General features: G+C 60.8%; 14 protein-coding genes, 1 tRNA gene and 2 pseudogenes. 11 read left to right on the top strand and 6 right to left on the bottom strand.

All coding sequences use genetic code 11. From position 1 onward, the window contains the following. Positions 1-207: 207 nt before the first annotated feature. The 4 genes from ACR3FF_RS06060 (at position 208) to ACR3FF_RS06045 (ending at position 2,844) form a co-directional block, all read left to right on the top strand. Positions 208-783: a 2Fe-2S iron-sulfur cluster-binding protein gene (locus ACR3FF_RS06060; protein ID WP_458186948.1), complete on the top strand. Its 576-nt coding sequence runs from the start codon at positions 208-210 to the stop codon at positions 781-783. A gap of 199 nt (positions 784-982) precedes the next feature. Next, positions 983-1,055: transfer RNA gene (locus ACR3FF_RS06055), tRNA-Arg, on the top strand. A 681-nt stretch (positions 1,056-1,736) separates the two neighbouring features. Beyond that, on the top strand, positions 1,737-2,390 hold the full coding sequence (locus ACR3FF_RS06050; RefSeq protein ID WP_458186946.1) for a helix-turn-helix domain-containing protein: 654 nt from the start codon (positions 1,737-1,739) through the stop codon (positions 2,388-2,390). Positions 2,391-2,472: 82 nt separating this feature from the next. Then, positions 2,473-2,844, top strand: coding sequence for a DUF7344 domain-containing protein (locus ACR3FF_RS06045; RefSeq protein ID WP_458186945.1), 372 nt, complete (start codon positions 2,473-2,475; stop codon positions 2,842-2,844). Positions 2,845-3,745: 901 nt separating this feature from the next. Here the strand turns inward: ACR3FF_RS06045 and ACR3FF_RS06040 are convergent. Beyond that, a complete protein-coding gene (locus tag ACR3FF_RS06040; protein WP_458186944.1) occupies positions 3,746-3,994 on the bottom strand; it encodes a hypothetical protein in 249 nt (82 codons plus the stop codon). A gap of 172 nt (positions 3,995-4,166) precedes the next feature. Between ACR3FF_RS06040 and ACR3FF_RS06035 the strand changes: the two genes are divergently transcribed. The 3 genes from ACR3FF_RS06035 to ACR3FF_RS06025 all read left to right on the top strand — a co-directional run bounded on the left by ACR3FF_RS06035 (position 4,167) and on the right by ACR3FF_RS06025 (position 6,423). Further along, complete coding sequence (locus ACR3FF_RS06035) at positions 4,167-4,454, top strand: hypothetical protein (RefSeq protein ID WP_458186942.1); 288 nt, start codon at positions 4,167-4,169, stop codon at positions 4,452-4,454. Positions 4,455-5,481: 1,027 nt separating this feature from the next. Then, entirely contained in the window at positions 5,482-6,000 is a 519-nt protein-coding gene (locus tag ACR3FF_RS06030) for an ester cyclase (protein WP_458186941.1), read from the top strand. A gap of 258 nt (positions 6,001-6,258) precedes the next feature. Beyond that, on the top strand, positions 6,259-6,423 hold the full coding sequence (locus tag ACR3FF_RS06025) for a hypothetical protein (RefSeq protein WP_458186940.1): 165 nt from the start codon (positions 6,259-6,261) through the stop codon (positions 6,421-6,423). 331 nt (positions 6,424-6,754) lie between these two features. Here the strand turns inward: ACR3FF_RS06025 and ACR3FF_RS06020 are convergent, their stop codons facing one another. Both ACR3FF_RS06020 and ACR3FF_RS06015 read right to left on the bottom strand, forming a co-directional pair. Beyond that, entirely contained in the window at positions 6,755-7,420 is a 666-nt protein-coding gene (locus tag ACR3FF_RS06020) for a DUF7344 domain-containing protein (protein ID WP_458186938.1), read from the bottom strand. 498 nt (positions 7,421-7,918) lie between these two features. Next, positions 7,919-8,887, bottom strand: a pseudogene (locus ACR3FF_RS06015) (tyrosine-type recombinase/integrase). Between the two features lie 344 nt (positions 8,888-9,231). On the opposite strand from ACR3FF_RS06015, the gene ACR3FF_RS06010 reads away from it, so the two are divergent. Continuing rightward, on the top strand, positions 9,232-9,390 hold the full coding sequence (locus ACR3FF_RS06010; protein WP_458186936.1) for a hypothetical protein: 159 nt from the start codon (positions 9,232-9,234) through the stop codon (positions 9,388-9,390). 54 nt (positions 9,391-9,444) lie between these two features. Here ACR3FF_RS06010 and ACR3FF_RS06005 read toward each other — a convergent pair whose 3' ends face one another. Beyond that, the gene (locus ACR3FF_RS06005; RefSeq protein ID WP_458186951.1) at positions 9,445-10,764 is read right to left on the bottom strand and encodes a 5'-deoxyadenosine deaminase; all 1,320 of its coding nucleotides are present in this window, start codon (positions 10,762-10,764) and stop codon (positions 9,445-9,447) included. A 456-nt stretch (positions 10,765-11,220) separates the two neighbouring features. Between ACR3FF_RS06005 and ACR3FF_RS06000 the strand changes: the two genes are divergently transcribed. The 3 genes from ACR3FF_RS06000 (at position 11,221) to ACR3FF_RS05990 (ending at position 16,013) form a co-directional block, all read left to right on the top strand. After that, positions 11,221-12,645 carry an MATE family efflux transporter gene (locus ACR3FF_RS06000; protein WP_458186934.1) on the top strand — a complete coding sequence of 475 codons (1,425 nt, stop codon included), beginning with the start codon at positions 11,221-11,223 and terminating at the stop codon, positions 12,643-12,645. Between the two features lie 156 nt (positions 12,646-12,801). Beyond that, positions 12,802-14,436 carry an alkaline phosphatase family protein gene (locus tag ACR3FF_RS05995; protein WP_458186932.1) on the top strand — a complete coding sequence of 545 codons (1,635 nt, stop codon included), beginning with the start codon at positions 12,802-12,804 and terminating at the stop codon, positions 14,434-14,436. Between the two features lie 71 nt (positions 14,437-14,507). Next, positions 14,508-16,013 carry an FAD-dependent oxidoreductase gene (locus tag ACR3FF_RS05990; RefSeq protein WP_458186930.1) on the top strand — a complete coding sequence of 502 codons (1,506 nt, stop codon included), beginning with the start codon at positions 14,508-14,510 and terminating at the stop codon, positions 16,011-16,013. A 215-nt stretch (positions 16,014-16,228) separates the two neighbouring features. Here ACR3FF_RS05990 and ACR3FF_RS05985 read toward each other — a convergent pair. Both ACR3FF_RS05985 and ACR3FF_RS05980 read right to left on the bottom strand, forming a co-directional pair. Continuing rightward, positions 16,229-17,471, bottom strand: a pseudogene (locus tag ACR3FF_RS05985) (MFS transporter). Positions 17,472-17,556: 85 nt separating this feature from the next. Next, on the bottom strand, positions 17,557-19,152 hold the full coding sequence (locus ACR3FF_RS05980; RefSeq protein ID WP_458186928.1) for a winged helix-turn-helix transcriptional regulator: 1,596 nt from the start codon (positions 19,150-19,152) through the stop codon (positions 17,557-17,559). Positions 19,153-19,279: the final 127 nt, after the last annotated feature.

The raw sequence follows: 19,279 nt of genomic DNA, 5'->3' as shown, positions 1-19,279 counted from the left end.
TCGATACCTTCTCGACTCTCCGCAGCGTTCGTAGGGTTCTTCGTCTCGCTTTCGGTGTCCTTCCGGTGTGAGACCGAGCTTTTGCTGCCGCCGTTATCGAGAGAGTGGACAACTAGCGACTCTGGTACGTGCCAGTGATTCGGTACCCTCCTTCCTACTCGCGTCAATCACAATGCTGTTAAACCACCACTCCGTAGCCACCGCCATATGGTAAACGAACTGGGTCTGGGACTCGGGCTACTGTTTGCACTCACCGCAGTGGCTCTGCACTTCACTCGGGGAACCGAATGGCGTATAGCAGACGACATCTCCCAGGAAGTGCTCGACAAGCGTGCAGCGAGTGTCCCCGAAACGGACTTCCCCGAACCGATGAATCGTTCCATCGGTGGCGGCGGTGGGGTCGCCGTCGGTGCCGGTGCGGAAGGTGAACTCGCGGGCGAGGAAGAAGCGGAAGAAGAAGAAGGGTTCGATCCCGCCGCCATCCCGGAGGACGAAATCGAGTACTTCGACGTCGAGTACGTCAAGGAAGGCTCGACCATCGAAGTCGGTAACAACGAGACCCTCCTGGAAGCGGGCGAAGACGAAGGCTGGGACCTGCCGTACTCCTGCCGAGAAGGGTCGTGTCTTTCCTGTGGCGCAAAAATCGTCGACGGAGACCCCGACGACGTCGTCCACAGCAACAACGACACGCTCAGCGACGACGAACTCGACAACGGGTACATCCTCTCTTGTACCGCGTATCCGCAGGCCGACATCAGCATCGAAACGAACGAGACGCCCTGACTGGCTTCCACACTCTTCTTTCGGGTCGAAACTCTCGACTCGAAGCGTCGAAATCCGTTCGAATCACGTCGAGTGCCACACCGTCCGGCTCGACCTGTCATCGGGACGTCGTCTGCCACCCGGGGACGAGGTCCCGGGGCGGTGTCGAGAAACGGCCGGGTCGAAATCTTAATGCCGCCGGGGAAGTAGAACTGGGTGAGGGCGCGTAGCTCAGTGGACAGAGTTCTTGGTTCCGGACCAAGATGTCGCGGGTTCAAATCCCGTCGCGCCCGTGCACTCGCGGGTCGATTCGAATCCAATCGCCTGCGGCGGGTTCCTTATAACCCAGCGCGCAACGTTGCAAGGTGATTTGAACCTGCTACGGGTCGCCATCGGTATCGTCCCTCGATTTGCAGAGAGCTAAACGCGAGATATCCGCATAAACGTATCGCCGCCACTCCACCATGGCGTTTCATCACCCACGGATAGCCTCGCTGGTGGCTCTGTTGAAAACCCTCAACGACTGATAGAATCGGCGTACTGAATAGAAAGGTTGACCGATTCACACCCATCCGTCGAGGAGTTCGTCCCGATGGTTGTCAATCAGTTCAAGCAGGGGCCGTAACTCCTCAAACTGGTCGAGATAATTCGTGCTCATTGCCGCTCTCGTAGGGATAGACGGCTGGCAAACTCTTAAATTCATGGCGGAGAACACTGGTGCAACTCCCGACGGTAGTGAGTTGGCGGCAGTAACACTGGGAACGGCCGCCACCGACGGTCAGTATGACGAGTCGCTGTCTCCGATAGGTGCTGGCGTGTCACGAAGAGCACGCCGATACCGACCTGAAGCGCCCCGCCCGAACGCCGTTTGCATAGCATCGTGCCCTGCGTGTCCTTGGGAGTCCTTGTCCCGGAGTTACTAAGGCCGTTCGGCTATCGATGAATAGGACATGGCGGTCGTTACAGAACTCAGCATGAGTCCACGTGCTTTCCCGTTGGGAGAACTCCTTACAGTCGGGACGACCACCCACATCGAATTTGAACGAGTCGTCCCGGTCGGTGGGAACGTCGTCCCGCTGTTCTGGGTGTGGGGGGAGGACTTCGATGACAATGAGTTCGAACGGCGCGTACGAGACAGCCCGTACGTCACTGACCTCTCGGAGCTTGACCGCATCGAGGACCGCATCCTCTATCTGATGCACTGGGAGATTCCCGACGAAGCCTTCCTCGAAGGGCTCCGAGAGACGAACGGAATCATCCGCAATGCACACGGATACGACGGCGAGGAGTGGTCATTCGAGCTGCTCTTTCCCTCATATGACGACCTCTCTGCGTTCCACAACTACTCGCTGAACAACGACGTCGACTACACGCTCGGGCGTGTGTTTACGCTCCGGGAGGTGGGACAGACGCAACCAGCAGTGTCGCTCACCGACGACCAGCGCGACGCACTGCTGCTCGCGCTCCAGCGAGGCTATTTCGAGTCACCCAGTCCCGTGACGCTCACCGAGTTAGCGGAGGAATTAGACATCAGTCAACAGGCACTCTCAGAACGGATTCGACGCGGGAATAAAGCCCTGCTCGAACAGACGTTGCTCGACGCGGAGGAAACCCCCGACCGAGAGTAGCTTGTAGCCCCCATTCCCTCTTATAAATACCCAGTGAGAACAACCCCTCTATTAATTGGGATGACGCTATTGTACATTGACGATGAACCAACCCACTGGCTCGAAACGCAACTCGATAGCCATCGATGACATATTAAAAGCCGTCGCTGACTCACAGCGCCGGCACATTCTTTCGTACCTGTCGTCCAACTCAGAGGCCCACTGTTCCGTCGCCGAGGTCGTTGACCACCTCCAGTCGAAGGCCACTGGCGCCGACCAGTCACAACGCCACCTGCGACAGAGGTTGCATCACGTCCATCTTCCGAAGTTAATGAACCTTGGCCTCATCACTTATAATGCGGAGACACAGAAGGTGCAGTATACTGAGCACCAGCAGTTGGAGTCACTTCTCTCTCACGTGGCGTCGCTCACCGAGACTGTCCCAAGCGAGTTCACCTCGGAACACGATGAGTAGGTGGTCTGCTCCAGACGCCCACGGTCGTCCCGTCTCATTCCCCACCGTGGGACCGTATCCGAACAGTCCCGTGGCGTGTGGGCAGCCTTCTGCGCGACCCCGTAAAGAGCAGTGATTGGTTCTTTGTGATTTTGTCCCTACTTGATTCCGTCCCGCTTTCAGTAACTTTAGACACCGTATAACAATATCCAGCTCGGCCATTGGAAAAAGTGCGAGCGTCGCAGGGATTTGCCTGGCACCATGCGCCCGCGACGTTCGAGCATAAAGAACCAACACGGTTGTCTTACGCCATTTCCACACCGGCGTGGTCGTGTCCCACTTCCCGGCACGACCACGCTCTCCTCCCTGGTGGATTCCGGGACGAGAACGGGTTGCTTGTTGGTAGAAGCACCATCGATGTTCTGCCTTGGGTCGTCGATGGCGGCCACTCTGTGGCCTCGGTGGTTCGAGTCCATCCTCGTTCGTGCTTTTTACACCCTTATTGTTCTTCATAGTGGGCACTGTCGCTGCCGACAACCCTCGTGCTCCAGCGTGAACGCCAGGCGTTTGAGTACGAAGTAACGAATGCGGGGAACGTCCGCTACAGCGCTCCGGCAAGCCAGCAAGATGACTGTGTGGACGCGTTGGCACTGGCATGCCACGAAGCGTATGCTGACACTGAGCCCAAGCGGACCGCTCGAACGCCGTTCGCGTGATGAGTAAATCGAAAGAACACTGCCACCGAAAGTGAGGGTTGCCGTGATTATTGACCGACGTTCCCACCGGGGCCACCGTTACCGCCCTCAGGTGGTAGTATATCCCCATCGTCGGCTTCATTTTCCTGTTCGTTGTCGTTCGCTTCCTGACTCTGGTAGTTCTCGTTCGACGCGCTCGCGACACCGACCTGTGCGTTGGCATTGACCTACTCGCTCTCTTGCTCGGCTTCAGCCTCGCCGCCGAGCGCTATCGCACCAAACTGCGTCTGCTGATTGTCGTTCGACTGGTCCACATCCTGAGACTGGTCTACAGAAGCGGAAGCTTCCTGATAGCTGTCCTGTTCTTGGTCGATTTCGTTCGCTTGGTCCCGTGCTGTAACCGCACCGGTAAAGCTGGCCGTGACGACCGTCCCGAGGACGGCCATCCCGACCAATACACGAAGCGCTTTGTTCATGGTGTATCTCTCCGGGCGGGAGCGAGACTGTCGGACACACGCCGCTGTGCTGTCCGCCCCACCCAGGTCGCTCTATCGGGGAAGTCGTTGATGAACGGGCGGGACCGTTTGTGTCCGTTTATCGGGTCGTAACTGGTGAACTCCAAACTTACGGGGTATCGAAGAGCGAGTAATGAAGACTGTGGATGCACTGGCGATGTACGCCCCCAATGGAGCGGTCCAATTACGGATTTTCAAAATTCGCATGACAGGGAGACCGCACCGCCCGAACGTCAGTCGCGTGATTGTCACCAGAATAAACACAATAGGTGACGACTTCGACGAGACCGCCCGTCGCCGACAGGCGACCGAGCAGGGGATGGGCTGGGCCGCTGACGAAGCGGTCGATACACTGCTCGCCGACCTTCGGACGGCACGCCGAACGGAAGCGTGGGCGCTCTCCGCCGACACTCCCGGGTGACCACCCACAGGATGGGGCGTCTATGTCGCATCGCCGTGACCCGCCTATAACGATACTCCTATCATAATTATTTTATTTGTTTTGTATTCAGGCACCGTATAACAATGTCTGGGGCAGACAACGGTGCAGTCGGGGCGTCGTACCGAAGCACCCACCAAGCGCCAACGTATGACGCTCCGATAAACAACGTGTTTGTGTCGCGTGTATCCGTTCCACTCACCGTCAGCAGGGCAGAATCGCCCTTTGTCCGGCTGGCGGTGGGCACTCCTGGATTGCCAGCTGGAGTGGCGTACCATCGCCACCCGGCACGACTCCCCGCTTAGTCAGAACGGGGCTATTGTTCGAAGAAGTACCATTCCGGGCGTCACTGACGAGTGTTGCCGCGGAGGGCCTCGCAATGGGTCGTCTTCAGCCACTGATTCTCGTGGGTCGATATCGAACTCATAAGAACCGTGCGTGTAGCGACGAATCTGTCATCTCATTCGCGGCTTGATGTCTTCAGCCACGTTCGCGGCCACAGCGATTCCAGTCGGCGTCTCTCTACTTACGATTCATATCGTTTTCTTTACCGTTATTTTCCGGGTAGGCACCGTATAACAACACTTGATGCGGTCTTTGGAACAACTGCGAGCGTGGCAGGAGCGCGCTGGCATGTCCCTGCAACGTTCGAGTATCGTGAGCGAACCAACGCCTGTCAAACCACCATGTGGTCCGTCTGGTCGTGCCACAACGTCCCTGACACGACCAGACAACTTGCCCTACGTGGATTTCCGGGATGAGAACGGGTTGCTTGTTGGTAGAAGCACCATCGATGCTCTGCCTTGGGTCGTCGATGGCGGCCATCTCGTGGCCCCGGTGGTTCGAGTCCACCCCCGTTCGTGTCTTTCTGTCCGTTTTGCACTCCGTGACGTTCCGAGAGATAGTGTCGGCCGTTCTTCAAGTGTTTAGCCATCTCGTTGCTTCTCACCGGGTGAGAAAGAGAAGAGATACTTTTCGTCTTGTCTGATGTCAATAAGAACGGAGTCCAATGCCAACTACAGCACACACTACCGACCAGATGAAAGACAAAGAACAGCGGTTCGTGACGGAGGTCTGGAACCAGGGCAACTTCGACCGCATTGACGAACTAATGTCCGAAGAATACGTCGGACATTGGTTCGGCTTCGAGGGCGAATCCGTCTACCTCGACGGGTTCAAGGAGTTCATCCGTGCGGTGCGGACCGGGTTCCCGGACTTGGAGATGACCGTCGAGTTCATGTTCGCCGAGGAGGACATGATTGCCATCGGATTCACCGTTGTCGGCACCCACGAGGGAGAATTCATGGGTGTTCCCCCGACTGGGAAGGCGGGCAACCCAGTGCCGGGCATCATGATTCACCGATTTGAGGACGGGAAGGTCGTCGAAGGATGGGCGGTTTGGGACTCGCTCGGCCTCATGCAGCAACTCGGCGTCATCCCCGAGAAGTTTAGCCTCGCAAGCTTCCTCGAAACGACCCTCAACCTCACCAAACAGGACGTTCTCAAGCGTACCGGGCGTAACGCCTGATTCGACTGAGACCACTTTTTCACCCGGACTGATGCTCACTGCGAACCAGTCCCCGGTATGTCGGCGTACTCTGAGTGGAATGTATTCGAAAATTCTACATTGTCAAGGAACGGCCGCCAGTACTCCATTGTCTCGCGCTCCGTATGCCGGTCGTCGGCTTCGTCCACTTCCACTCTGGATAAGAATTTAATTTAATCCGAATGCGGTTCATTTGTAAGGATGTGACTCGAGAGGCACCACGCCCTCAAGAGGAGTACTATGACATCGAAACCACGCCCAGCAGTCCCTGACCGTGTTCGAAGCGCCGGTGTCCCTGCTGCACTCATCGCTGGCGGCTTCAGCCTCTGGCAGACGGATCGCACGCTCGCGGCCGCATTCATCGCCCTTGGCATCCTCACGTGGCTCGTCGTCCAGCGGGTATAACGATGCACGTCATTCCCCGGCGAACTCATCCGCCTGTAACTCTGGGGTGGCGGCGCAACCGTCTGCATCACCCGCAATAGAACGATTCGACAGCAAAGGTGACGAGCGACGCACCCACGATTCTATGTGGTGATGCGCACGTACTGACCTCCCTGAAGGAGGTTGGACTCTCTTGGAGTCAAACAACTAACTATGGGAGTGTGAGAGCGCGTTGTCAATCTCCACTGATGGTTGCAGTTCATCCGGATTTTGCCAGACAAGAACAAAAGCGGATGGTCTGCTCCCCGCTTACGTCGTTGCTTTTCGTCTCCTCTCGCAGCACCAAGCTCGCTCAGTCAGCGGGTTCGTACACTGCAATCCAGCCATCGCTTTTGAGTTCGATACGATACTCGGCGAACTGGAACTCAACACTGCCGACAGCGTCCCGACGTTCGCCCGCTACGGAAGGCCCAAAGAAGGCATCTTCCAGCGCAGCGATATCGACACAGTCGTACAGGACCGGCTCGGTTATGTCCGGTGGCGACACCCCTTCGGCGTCGGCGACCGCCGCAATAATCGTCGTCAGGTCATCTCGTCCAGCGCGGTCGTAGTGGGCCTGCTGCACGAGACGCCACCCACTATCCACGTCAGCGTCGATGTCACTCTCCTCGTCATTCATTTCCCTCCGTGCGTGGATTTCTTGTCTGCTATCGAGGCTGGCACCGGCTCCCGCCAATGCGACCAAGACCTGCTCAGCGTATTCGTCGGGTTTAATCGTCTCGCGCTCCCTGTCGAACTCGATGACCCGCTCATCGACCAGCTTCGGGATATGTGCGTGGTAGAGAGACACATACATCCGGTCGATGTCCTCTTGTGGCACGTCGGCCTCGGGCGTGTCCGTCTCCCACGCAGCGACCTTGGTGGCAAGCTCGGTCACGGACCACTCAGTCTTGGATTGTAGAGTGTAGAGCAGATACCGCCGTCGTGCGTTTCCGATTGATTGGAAGACGTAGTCCAACGCCAGTACGTCCTGTGGAATCTCCGGTATCGTATCGGCATCGGAGATTCATTCCGATGCCGTTCCCTCTTCTTCTCGATTTGGGTACCCATGCAATGAGGGTCGCGTGTGAGCCTGTATCAGTGTTTTTGACAACTTAGGAATGATTTTTCCCTTGATGGTTGTTTTTGGCCAGCATACAGTTTGGCTGCTTTTTCTGAAATTTAACATCTTCTTGCCAGACACTCCGTTCTCCGACTCTCATCGCCGCCAGCTACGCGAACTGAGGATTGGATGATAACGAGGTAGAATGGCAAGCAGATGTCTTCATGAAGGTGCTAACCGCAGACAGCGACCTCAGTCTTGCTTCGATATCCGAATTTTACGCTCTTGGTGACGATGACGCCAAAATTGTAGTCAGTACGATTCACGGCTTTTCGGTACCTATAGCCGTTGTCTCAAACATAGAGACGGATGAGTAGATTGTGTACCCTACACGTCCTCAAGGAACTGCCGTCGTTACTCCATCTTCTCGCGTTCCGTCCGGCGGTCGTAGTGTTCGTCGATAACCGTCTGGGAGACGTTCGCCCGGTCGCTCACTACCCGTGGGGGCACGTCCCGCTATAACCAGTGCGTGATGGCACCTCGCCGAACCGCGTGTGGCGAGACACTGCTCGGACACTTATAGGCCGTTGCCTGCTGCGCTGCCTCGCAGGTGTCTGACGTCCGGTCGTGGGGACACTCATCGGTGTAGACACAGGGGCGAGTGTAATCGTACACGTAGCCCTGAATGGTTGTGAAATGTATCCGGCCATGTGCCGTCGCCAACAGTGGCTCGCGTCCGTGGTCATCGGCTACGTCGGGGCGTCGGTCGGCGACCCAGTCGTCCAGCAGTTGGCACACCCAGCCGTTGAGTGCGACCAGTCGCTCCCCTTCCTGGCCGTTCTTTATTGGCGTCCCCGTCTCCGGCCGGTGCGTGACCGCAAGCAGTTGTTCGTTAGGGTCATAATCGGCCACGTCGAGCGCTCGTGCCGCCCCCCGCCGCATCATCGTATGCCACAACAGCGTGAGCGTCACGTGCGGCAGGGACGCGTACTCGTACTTTTCCAAGTAGGCAAGCACCGCGTTGGCCTGCTCGGTGTCGAGCAGTACGTCACGAGCGTTGTCGCCGGGGGCGAGACTCGGTGATTGCACTTTCGTCGAGAGGTCGAGCGTGACGGCGTCTACGAGTTCACACCAGCGGATGAACACGCGCAGCGTGTCCATCTGGGTCTTCACGGTGGCCGGGCGAAGGTCGCCTTCGTTGCGCCGCCAAAGTTTGTAGCGGTGCAAGTCACGCCCAGTGAGCGTGTTCAGGTTGTCGATGTCCTGCTCGTCACACCAGCGCAGGAATTGCCCAAGCCGCGAGGTGTGACTGTAGATAGTGGCGGTCGAAAGTTCGGTGCGTTTTTCGTCGAGGTACCAGTCAACGGCGTCCTGTGGCGTTATCGATTCGGGGTCTGGTCATGATTGCCTCGCAAACCGAGGGGACGGTATCGGCTGGCCCGCAGATCACTTGAACGCGAGCTTTGGTTCCCCACGGAGCGGAAGCGCAGGCGCTGTGCGCCGAGTACCGCGTGATGTCGCGGGTGAGCGGTGCAGCGCCGGTGGCGCGAACCGCGAGTCACGGAAGGGGTTCTGAAACTTATTTTCAACATCACTTTAGGTGGTTTAAATCCCGTCGCGCCCGTCACGTTCTACACCGAGTATCACGCCAAACCGTCCCACAGGTAGTCCCTACCGTCTTTACAGGTGACGAATAACTAACCTATTCCACACCTACGCAATCATCTATGCTCCTCCAGCGAGACCCCGAGTACCCCATCCGTGATCCTGCCGACTGCCCGACCGTTCGTCAGACGAGCGACGGCGAGTGGATAGCCAGAGACGCAGACGGGCGTTCTGCACGCGGGTCGACCCCCGCCGCCGCGATAGCCACGCTCAGGGGGTAGTTCGGTAGCCCGACACCCCGCTATCTCCGAGTCCCGATAGCCGGGAGGCCGGTCTCAGAACACGCCGTGCTCCGGAGCCACGTCGAGTCCTGCCGCGATTTCGTTCGCCTCCGCTCGAATCGCGTCGGCGTCGGCGACGACCACCTCACCGTCCCGTTGAAGGACCTCTCCGGCGACCATCGTGAACGCCACGTCGTCGCCGTGGGCCGAGAAGACGGCGTGCGAGAGCGGGTCGTACAGTGGCGTGGCGCGGGTCAGGTCGGTCTTCAGACCGACGACGTCGGCCTGCCAACCTTCGTGGAGTTTCCCGACGCGCTCGAATCCGGCGGCGCGCGCACCGTTTATCGTCGCCATCTCGAAGATGGTCCGGGCGGGGGTCGCCTGCGCGTCGAGTTCGCCGACTTTCTGGAGGAGACTGGCCTGTCGCATCTCGGTGAAGGGGTCGAGCGTGTTGTTGCAGGGCGGACCGTCGTTACCGATTGCGACGTTGATTCCCCGGTCTAAGTACTCGACGACGGGCGCGATGCCGCTGGCGAGTTTCATGTTCGAGGAGGGGCAGTGGGTGACGTGTGTGCCGGTCTCGGCGAGCACTTCGCGCTCCGATTCGTCCGTCCAGACACAGTGTGCGAGCACCACGTCCTCGCCCGTCAGCCCGACCTCGTCCAGCCAGTGGATGTTCCGGTGGCCGGTCTCGGCTTCGACCGTGGCTATCTCGTCGCAGTTCTCGCTCGCGTGGGTGTGGATGCGCACGTCTTCGTGGTCGTCCGCGAGGCGGCGCACTCCGCGGAGACACTCTTCGGAGCAGGTGACGGCGAATCGCGGCGTGACGGCGTAGCGAATCAGGCCGTCGTTCGAACCGTGATAGCGGTCGATGAGTCGCTCGGTTTCCCGAAGTCCCGCGTCGGTATCCTCCTGCAATCCTTCGGGAGCGTTCTTGTCCATCAACACCTTCCCGAGACGCCCCCGGATACCCATCTCGGCGGCGGCCTCGAACGCTCGGTCGGCGTGACGAACCGAGAGGTGGTCGATGCAGGTGGTCGTTCCGCTCTCTATGAGTTCGAGGTAGCCCAGCTTCGCGGCGACGGCCATCTCGTCGGCGTCGAGGCCGGCCTCCATCGGGAGCACGTACTCGAAGAGCCAGTCGAGCAGTTCCGTGTCGTCTGCAATACCTCGCCCGAGACTCTGGACCGAGTGAACGTGCGCTCCGACTAGCCCCGGCATCAGAAGGTCGTACTCGTCTACTTCGTGCTCGGGAAAGCGGTCGAGCACGTCGGCGCGTTCGCCGACCGCCTCGATGGTGCCGCCGTCCACGACGACTGCCCCGTCCTCGACGACCGTCGTCGCGTCGGCGATAACCGTTCCGATCAGTATCATGAGTTCGGTTTCTACCGTCTCCAACGGAGAGTGTGATGGTCATGAGTCTTCGGGTTCCATCGTGTAAACCCGGTTCGTACACCCACCTGTTTGGGACCTGACCCGGGATCAACTCGCCGACGTGCTCGAAGCAGAATCGGAACTATCGCGGTCCAGTGCGAACCGACGTGCCAGCACCGTAACGAAGTGGCTCGCCGTGCTCCCGGAGGTGGACGAACGTCGAGAAGGTCGACGAACCGTACTCGCTCACGCGTGAACCTCCGGGGGTTATGTAGTCCCTAATCGCCGTTCGCTTGGCTTCGTTCTACTTCGAGACAGGGTGTGGTGTCGGTAGCGAGCGACCATGACAGACCGCCCGGCAGTGACGGACGGGGGTGGGCGCTAGAGACGGCAAATTTTACCAAACCGTTCGCGATTCGAAATATTGAAACCGACCTGTTTCGTTTCGAAAGCACGATGACTAGCACACAGCCCAGCGGTTCTATCACGGAGGGTGGGCTGGTGCGGCCGATGTTCGAACTCGCGTGGCCGATCGTCGCCATCCAGCTCTTGCAGGTGATGTACAACGTCGCGGACACCTTCTGGCTGGGGCGGCTGTCGTCAGACGCGGTCGGCGCGATGAGCATCGCGTTCCCGCTCATCTTCTTGCTCATCTCCATCGCGGGCGGGTTCACCACCGCCGGAAGCATCCTCGTCGCTCAGTACACCGGGGCCAAAAGCGAAGGATCCGCGGGGAAGGTGGCCGGGCAAATCCTGACGTTCGTGACGCTTCTCTCGGTCGTCCTCGCTACCATCGGCTACTTCCTCACCGACCCGATGCTCGCGGTGATGCCATCGCAGGGAGCGACGACCGAGGAGGTCGTTCCGCTCGCTGGCTACTACATGGAAGTGTTCTTCCTCGGCCTGCCGTTCCTGTTCGGTTTCTTCGTCTTCTCCGCGCTGATGCGAGGCTACGGCAACACCCGGACGCCCATGCGAATCATGTTCGTCAGCGTCGTCATCAACGTCGTTCTCGACCCCGTTCTCATCTTCGGGTTGGGACCCATCGACGGGATGGAAATCCAGGGTGCAGCACTCGCTACCATCCTCTCTCGGGGAATCGCCACCGTCCTCGGGTTGTACGTCCTGTTCGTCGCTCGCGCCGGGCCGGACGTTCGGATGACCGACCTCGTCCCCGACCTCGGTTACATCTGGGATATCGTTCGCATCGGGACGCCGAGCGCGCTCGAACAGTCCACCAGCGCGTTGGCGATGATTACGCTGACTGCGATGGTCATTCAGTTCCAGCCGCCAGTGGTCAGTGCTTACGGACTTGGTAATCGACTTGCGTCCCTCGTTTTTCTCCCGGCAATGGGGCTGGGTCGCGCGACGAACACGATGGTCGGTCAGAACCTCGGTGCGAAGAAGCCAGACCGTGCGGAACGAGCGGTTTGGCTGGCCGCGAAGGTCGGCTCTGCCGTGATGCTCGTCGTCGCCGTGGTCGCGGCCTTGTTTCCCGGTCCCATCGTGGGGGTGTTCATGGCGACTGGAACGCGAGAGGCGGCCCAGACCATCGCCCACGGGAGCGAGTATCTTCGGACTCGCTCCGTCGAGTTCGCGTTCATGGCGCTGTTGCAGGTGTTGTTGGGTGCGTATCGCGGTGCCGGAAACACCAAGACGGCAATGGCGTTCTCGATGGTGGCGTTGTGGCTCGGGCGGGTGCCGACGGTGTACTATCTCGCGTTCGTCCGCGACCTCGGCCCGACTGGCATCTGGGTCGGGATGGCGTTCGGGAACGTCGTCGGAGCCATCGCCGCTACGCTCTGGTTCACTCGCGGGACGTGGAAACGGACCGTCATCGACGAACCGGGGGTTACTATCACTGATGGCGACGGTGACTAAACATCGCCCGCTCAGTTTAAGCGTGACATAATAAAATGAGTCGAATCAGTACTGGTCTACAATGAGTCTGGCGAGCGTCGCGCAACGGGGTGGATTAGCCCGTCCGACGAACGATACGACACACGCTGGCCGAATCCGTATCCGGGGTGAGAAACCATGACTGGCAACGTCGACGTTCTTCTCATCGGTATCGACGCGGGGTGTCTCCCCGTCTTCGAGCGCCTCTACGAGGACGACGTCGCTCCGAACATTCGGTCGATTTGTGAGGGCGGTGTGGCCGCACCGCTGGAGTCACAGATGCCGCCGTGGACGCCGAGTGCATGGCCGTCGATGTACACCGGAGTCAATCCCGGTCAGCACGGCGTCTGTGGGTTCGTCACGTACGACGGGTACGACTACCGTGTAGTCAGTGGGAACGACGTCGAAGAACACGCTATCTGGTCGCTTCTCGACCGTCACGGTCTGTCGAGCGTCGTCGTCAACGTGCCGGTGACACATCCGCCGGACGAGTTCGACGGTGCGCTCGTGCCGGGATTCATCGGCCCCGAGAATCCGCGTTGTCATCCCGACGGGGTGTTAGAGGAGATACGCGATGCCATCGGTGAGTACCGGGTGTATCCCAACTACTCCCGCGAGCACTCCGATTTCACAGACGAACAGAAGATGGACGAGTATACGACGCTCGTCCGGATGCGTGGCGAAGCGTTCCGCTATCTCGCGGACGAACACGAACCCGATTTCGGTTTCGTCCAGTTCCAGAAGCCGGACACCGTCTTTCACGAGTTCGAAGGCGACTGGGAGAAAGTGAAGACGGTCTACGAGGAGACGGACAGACAGGTCGGCGAGATACTGGAAGCGTGTGACCCGAACACGGTCTTCATCGCGAGCGACCACGGGATGGGCCCGTACGAGAAGTACGAGTTTCGCGTCAACGAGTTCCTGCGCGACGAGGGCTACGTGAAAGCGAGGAAAGGCGGCAAGGGCATGCCGTCGTGGAATCCGATTCAGGAAGAGCTGCGTGAGGGAAAGGACACCAAAACGTGGGAACCGAACACCGCAGAGCGCCTCGCGGCGAAAGCGGCGCAGTTCGGTTTCACTGCGCGCCGCATCAGAACCGGGTTGGAGAAGGTCGGCCTCGCAGAAATCGCCAAGCAGTACGCGCCGAAGAACGTGGCCCGGACGGCCAACGAGCAGGTCGACTTCCCGAACTCGGTCGCCTACATGCGTGCCCGAACCGAACTGGGCGTTCGCATCAACTTACAGGGACGCGAACCGAACGGAATCGTTCCCCCGGAGGACTACGACGAGGTACGTGACGAACTGATAGCGAAACTGCGTGCGATCGAGACGCCGGACGACGAACCCGTCTTCGGTGAGGTCGCACCCCGCGAGGCGTACTTCCACGGGAAAAACGCGGACAACGCCCCGGACATAGTGACGATTCCGAACGAGATGGGGCAGTTTCTCTCCGCCCAGTTGCTGGGCGACTACTTCGCGCCCCCGACCGAACCGTGGAATCACAAACTAGAGGGCGTTTTCGCCGCGAAAGGAGCCGGAATCGACCCCGACGCGATGCCCGCGAAAGCACACCTCTTCGACGTGGCACCGACGATACTGTCCGCGCTGGGAGTCCCGTACAGCGAGCGGATGGATGGAACGGTGATCCCCGTCGTTTCCGACGCGGGCGCACAGTCCTATCCCGAATACGACGAGAGTGACGAGGGTCCAGTGATTGAGAACGGAGAGGCGGACGTCGAAGAGCGGTTGGCTGACCTCGGCTACATGCAGTAGCCGATTTTCCCCGGTACACGGCCACCTTCCTTATCAGAAGCGGCGTCGAATCCCGGGCTCTGGGGGATTCGATGGAACTCAACGACCTTCCGGGAACGGACGCATCGCTCTGGTTAGAGACGACGCAGTCTACGGACTTCGACCCCTTGGTGGAGGACCGTCGGGTGGACGTGGCGGTCGTCGGCGGTGGTATCGCGGGTCTCTCGGCGGCGATGGAGTTGAAAGACGCTGGGCACACGGTCGCCGTGCTCGAAGCCGACAGAATCGTCTCGGGTGTCACGGCGCGGACGACGGCCAAACTGACGAGCCAACACGGTCTCGTCTATCACGACTTATTGGCACGTTTCGGCCGCGAACGGGCCCGTCAGTACGCGACGGCCAACGAAGCCGCCATCGACATCGTCGCCGAGCGCGCCGAGGAGGTGGACTGCGACTTCCGCCGTCGCCCGGCGTACACCTATGCCAACGACCCGAACGAGCGCGGGAAGGTACGCCGGGAGGTCGAGGCCGCCCGAAGCCTCGGTCTTCCGGCTTCGTTCGTCGAGGACGTTCCCCTCGGTGACGACGCGAACTGTGCGATTCGGTTCGACGACCAGGCCCAGTTTCATCCCCGGAAGTATCTGCTCGCTCTCGCGGACGAAATCGCAGGCGACGGAAGCGACATCTTCGAGGAGACGAAAGTAACTGGCCTCCGCTCGGGCCAGCCGTGTCGCGTCGAGACGACCGGTGGGACGGTAACCGCCGCCGACGTCGTCCTCGCTACCCACTTTCCCCTCGTCGACCCCGCCGGGTACTTCGCCCGGCAGTACCCGAAGCGGTCGTACGTGCTCGCGGTTCGAACGCGCGACCCGCCGCCGGAGGGGATGTACTATCGGGCTGGCGACCCGTACTTCTCGGTTCGGTCACACGAGACGGACGGCGAGTCGTTCGTCCTCGTCGGCGGCCAGAACCACAAGACAGGGCAAGGTGGGTCGACGCGCGAACGATACCGGGCCCTAGAGCGGCAAGCACGGCGTCGGTTCGACGTCGAGGACGTCGTCTATCGGTGGTCGACGCAGGATTACACGTCGACTGACGGCGTCCCCTTCGTCGGTCCCATTGCTCCGTGGCAGCAGAACGTCTTCGTCGCCACGGGTTTCGGCGGGTGGGGGATGACCACCGGCGTCGCAGCGGGCCGAATCCTCGCCGACGAGATTGCGGGAAGTGGAAGCGAGTGGGCAGACGCATTCGACCCGGGACGCTTACCGCCGCTCGGAACCGCCCGGAAGTTCTTCTCGGAGAACGCGAACGCCGGGACGCAGTTCGTCTCCGATTGGGTGAGAAAGCCGCACGGAACGCGGGAGTCGCTCGCACCGGGCGACGCACGCGTCGTCCGCGAGGGCGGAACCACCGTCGCCGAACACCGCGACGAGGACGGCGAACTACACCGAGTGTCGGCGGTCTGTACGCACATGAAGTGTCTCGTGGAGTGGAACGACGCCGAACGAACGTGGGACTGTCCGTGTCACGGGTCGCGGTTCGACCACGACGGTTCAGTTATCGACGGCCCCGCCAACCGGAATCTCCCCGACCGGTAGTGTTGCGTTAGCTCATCGGTTCTGACCACCTTATCCAACGCTGTCATTTCGGCGAGTACACATACCACGCTTATGCGACTTCTGGGTATATCGATAATGTGACATGACAACAAACTACACACTGGTCGCCGGGCGTTTCTGCGGGCGACGGGCAGAGCCGGGACGGCACTGGCGTCAGTTTCGCTGGCGAGAACGACCGCGTAGAACCTCCGTCGTCACCACCGGGTCAACGCCTTCGCCCCGTGCGAGTACGACAGCACGCCGAAGAAGGTCAGCACGCCCGAGATGGACGCCAGTCCGCCGACGTAGAAGACCCACTCGATGCCGGGGCCGGTCATAAGCACCCCGGCGAGAATCGGCGCGAGGATGCTGCCGGGCCGCCAGACGAGTTCTCTCACCCCGAAGCTACTGGCCACGCCTGCGCCGTCCGCGCCCTCGTCCGCGAACAGCGCCATACTCGCCGGTTCGCGGAAGCTATCGGCGACCCCCAGCAGGGCGTTCAGACCGACCAGCGGGAGGAACGCGGGAGAGAGGTCGCCGAGCACCGGGAACGCCGCCGGGAGCGCGAGCACCCGCCCCATCGCGGGCGCGGACGGAATCAGGAGCGCGACGAGTCCGTACATCCCGCCGCCAGCGAAGACGAACAGCGCTCGCCCGTAGCGGTCCGAGAGCCGTCCTGTGTGGGGCTGAAAGAGCATGTTGGTGAACTTCTCGGCGACGAGGATGGTGCTGACGGCGAGGGTCGCGTAGGCCAGTCCCCCCTTCGCCGCCTCCACGCCGGCGAACACGAGCACCCAACTCCTGACCATCGTCACTGCGACCGAGTACTGCGCCCGAAAACTGGTGAGCGTCAGGAGTTTGCGGTTGAACGCCAGTTTCGAAAAAGGAAACCCCTCGATGCGCGTCGCGCTCTACGAACACGATGACGCCGAGCAGTGCTGGAACGAGGAGGGCGACGATGACGCCGAAGACGACGCCGAACCCGAACAGTTCGTACAGTGCGGCGGCGGAGAGCGACCCGAGGATGGACGCCGCGAACCGGGCCGCGTTTGCTTTTCCGATGTGGTTCGCTCGCGTCCCGGTCGGCGAGAGTTCGCCGACGAGTGCGAGCGTGACGAGACCCGTGCCGGTGATAGCCACGCCCTGGAGTGCGCGGGCCGCGATGAAGCCCCAACTGCTCTCGACGAGGGAGAACGCGGCGTAGGCCAGGATGGAGAGTGCGAGACTCCCGAGCAGGACGGTTCGCTTGTCGTAGCGGTCGCCCGCCCACGCCATCGGCACGACCACCACCGACTGCGCCGCGGTGAGTCCGGAGATGAACAGCCCGACGACGACCCCCGATTTCGGGTCGAGGACGTTGAGATACGTCGGAAGGAGGGTCGCTAGCGTGATGAAGCCGAAACCTGTGGCGAAACGCGTGAGATAGAGGGCGTAGAACTGCCCTCGATTTTCGGACACGACTCACTGTGCGAAGAACGGTCGAAAAACGGTTTCGCCTCGAAACCGACCCGGTTTTACGCCTAAAAACTGACTCGCCGCGAACTCAGTCGTCCGCGCTGGCCACGGACCCTCCCGAGAAGGCGGTCTTGGCTTCGGGCGACAGGCGGTTCACGACCGCGCGCCCGTCGCGTTCGCGCTCGACCAGTCCGTCCGCTTCCAGTCGCTTCAGGTGGTGGGTGACGGTGCTCGGGTCGCGTTCCAGTTCGTCGGCCAACTCGCCGACCGAAGCGGGTTCCCGACGCGAAACCGCATCGAGCACCGCGGCGGTCGGCTCTTCTGCCAGCGCTGCGGCGAGTTCGACGCCCTCTTCGTCGGGGTAGAATCGTCGCTTGCCGCGCACTTTTGCGCCGGTCACCATCCCCTCCCGTTCCAGCACGCGGAGGTGGTGGCGAATGGTCGACAGCGACACGTCCAGTCTGTCGTCCAGTTCCGAGAGGTACAGACCCGGCGCCCGTTCGATTTTCTCGTAGAGGTCGCCCCGGACCTCGTGTTCCAGCGGGTCCGAGTCGTCGTACCGACTGTACCGGAACGGCGTGACGATGCGCCAGAATCGGCCGTTCGACTGTGCAACCGCCGGGACGACGGCGCTCGTCCCCCTCCCCGTCCCGGCGTTGACGGTCAGCGCGGTCACGTCCGGAAGGTGGCTGGCGAGTCCGAGAGCGAGTATCGCCCCGGCGAAACCTGCGCTGTCCGCCGATATCGGAATCGGTCCGTCTGGAATCACCCCGCCGTCGTCTCCGTTCGCCGACCGCTCGCCGCTGGACGCCGCCACGCCGCTGGACGCTCCCGTCGTCACCGTTCTGGCGTCGCCTCCCGTCCCTTCGGTGGGTTCTCGTCCACCACTCCCGCCGACGCCGGTCGCCGTCGTCCCCTCGTCTGCAACCGTCTCGGTGGTCGTCTTTCCGTCCCCGGCCTCCGAATCTTCGGTTCCCGTTTCCCCCGCGCTGGCGGCGGTTTCCGTCACGGTATCGACGGCGCTGGTGACTGTGGTCGTCGCGGCGGCAACGTTCGTACTGGTCGTATCCGAACCGCCGATTGCTCCCGATTCCGTGGCGGTCGCCGTATCGCCTACTGCGTCGGTAGTGTCGCCCGCCGTCTCGCCGGTGGTGTCACCACTCGTGGTGTTCGTCCCGTCCACGCCGTCGGTCAGGTCACCGGTCGACGAATCGACCACGTCGGTCGTCCCCGTGTCCGTCTCGACCGTATCGCCCGTCCCGTCGAGCGAGTCGTCCCCGGTCTGGGTCGTGTTTGCGGTGTCTTCGATGGCGTCGATGGTCTCGTCCGTCGTGTTGGTCCCGCCATCGACGGTATCGGTCGTATCACCGACCGTGTCGGTCGAGTTGGTGATAGAACCGGTCGAGTCCGTCGTGTTGTCGGTCGTAGGCGTGTCGCCGTCCGTTTCGGAACCGACGACGGTCGATTCCGTCGAATCGGTGTCCGTGGTGTCGGTAGTCTCGATGGTCGTCTCGGCTGCAGCACTCACGTCGACTTTGGTAGTGGTCACCGCGACCGTAGTCGTGTTGGTCTCGTTTAGCGGCGTTCCGGCCGTTTCGCCGTCCGGAATCGCAACCGCGAGGCTTGGCAAACAGAGGAGGGCGACGAGCAACACTACTCCAGGCCGGTCGATGTTTACGGCCATCTCCTTCGTACTCAGTTATCGTACCGCGCTCCAGATATTTAGGATTATCTGCCGTTAGCCCAACTCGGCGTCGCAGTTGGACGTTTGGACGGTTTTGTCACAATCTCTTTTCAGTGGGTTACACTCC

It is taken from the genome of Haladaptatus ordinarius, assembly GCF_054177595.1.
Note: the sequence above shows the minus strand (reverse complement) of the source record. Positions and strands in the feature narration are given on the sequence as shown.

Coding starts and splice junctions, on each gene's coding strand:
- ACR3FF_RS06060 (WP_458186948.1), top strand. CDS start 208: ATGGTAAACGAACTGGGTCTGGGACTCGGGCTACTGTTTGCACTCACC.
- ACR3FF_RS06050 (WP_458186946.1), top strand. CDS start 1,737: ATGAGTCCACGTGCTTTCCCGTTGGGAGAACTCCTTACAGTCGGGACG.
- ACR3FF_RS06045 (WP_458186945.1), top strand. CDS start 2,473: ATGAACCAACCCACTGGCTCGAAACGCAACTCGATAGCCATCGATGAC.
- ACR3FF_RS06040 (WP_458186944.1), bottom strand. CDS start 3,994: ATGAACAAAGCGCTTCGTGTATTGGTCGGGATGGCCGTCCTCGGGACG.
- ACR3FF_RS06035 (WP_458186942.1), top strand. CDS start 4,167: ATGAAGACTGTGGATGCACTGGCGATGTACGCCCCCAATGGAGCGGTC.
- ACR3FF_RS06030 (WP_458186941.1), top strand. CDS start 5,482: ATGCCAACTACAGCACACACTACCGACCAGATGAAAGACAAAGAACAG.
- ACR3FF_RS06025 (WP_458186940.1), top strand. CDS start 6,259: ATGACATCGAAACCACGCCCAGCAGTCCCTGACCGTGTTCGAAGCGCC.
- ACR3FF_RS06010 (WP_458186936.1), top strand. CDS start 9,232: ATGCTCCTCCAGCGAGACCCCGAGTACCCCATCCGTGATCCTGCCGAC.
- ACR3FF_RS06005 (WP_458186951.1), bottom strand. CDS start 10,764: ATGATACTGATCGGAACGGTTATCGCCGACGCGACGACGGTCGTCGAG.
- ACR3FF_RS06000 (WP_458186934.1), top strand. CDS start 11,221: ATGACTAGCACACAGCCCAGCGGTTCTATCACGGAGGGTGGGCTGGTG.
- ACR3FF_RS05995 (WP_458186932.1), top strand. CDS start 12,802: ATGACTGGCAACGTCGACGTTCTTCTCATCGGTATCGACGCGGGGTGT.
- ACR3FF_RS05990 (WP_458186930.1), top strand. CDS start 14,508: ATGGAACTCAACGACCTTCCGGGAACGGACGCATCGCTCTGGTTAGAG.
- ACR3FF_RS05980 (WP_458186928.1), bottom strand. CDS start 19,152: ATGGCCGTAAACATCGACCGGCCTGGAGTAGTGTTGCTCGTCGCCCTC.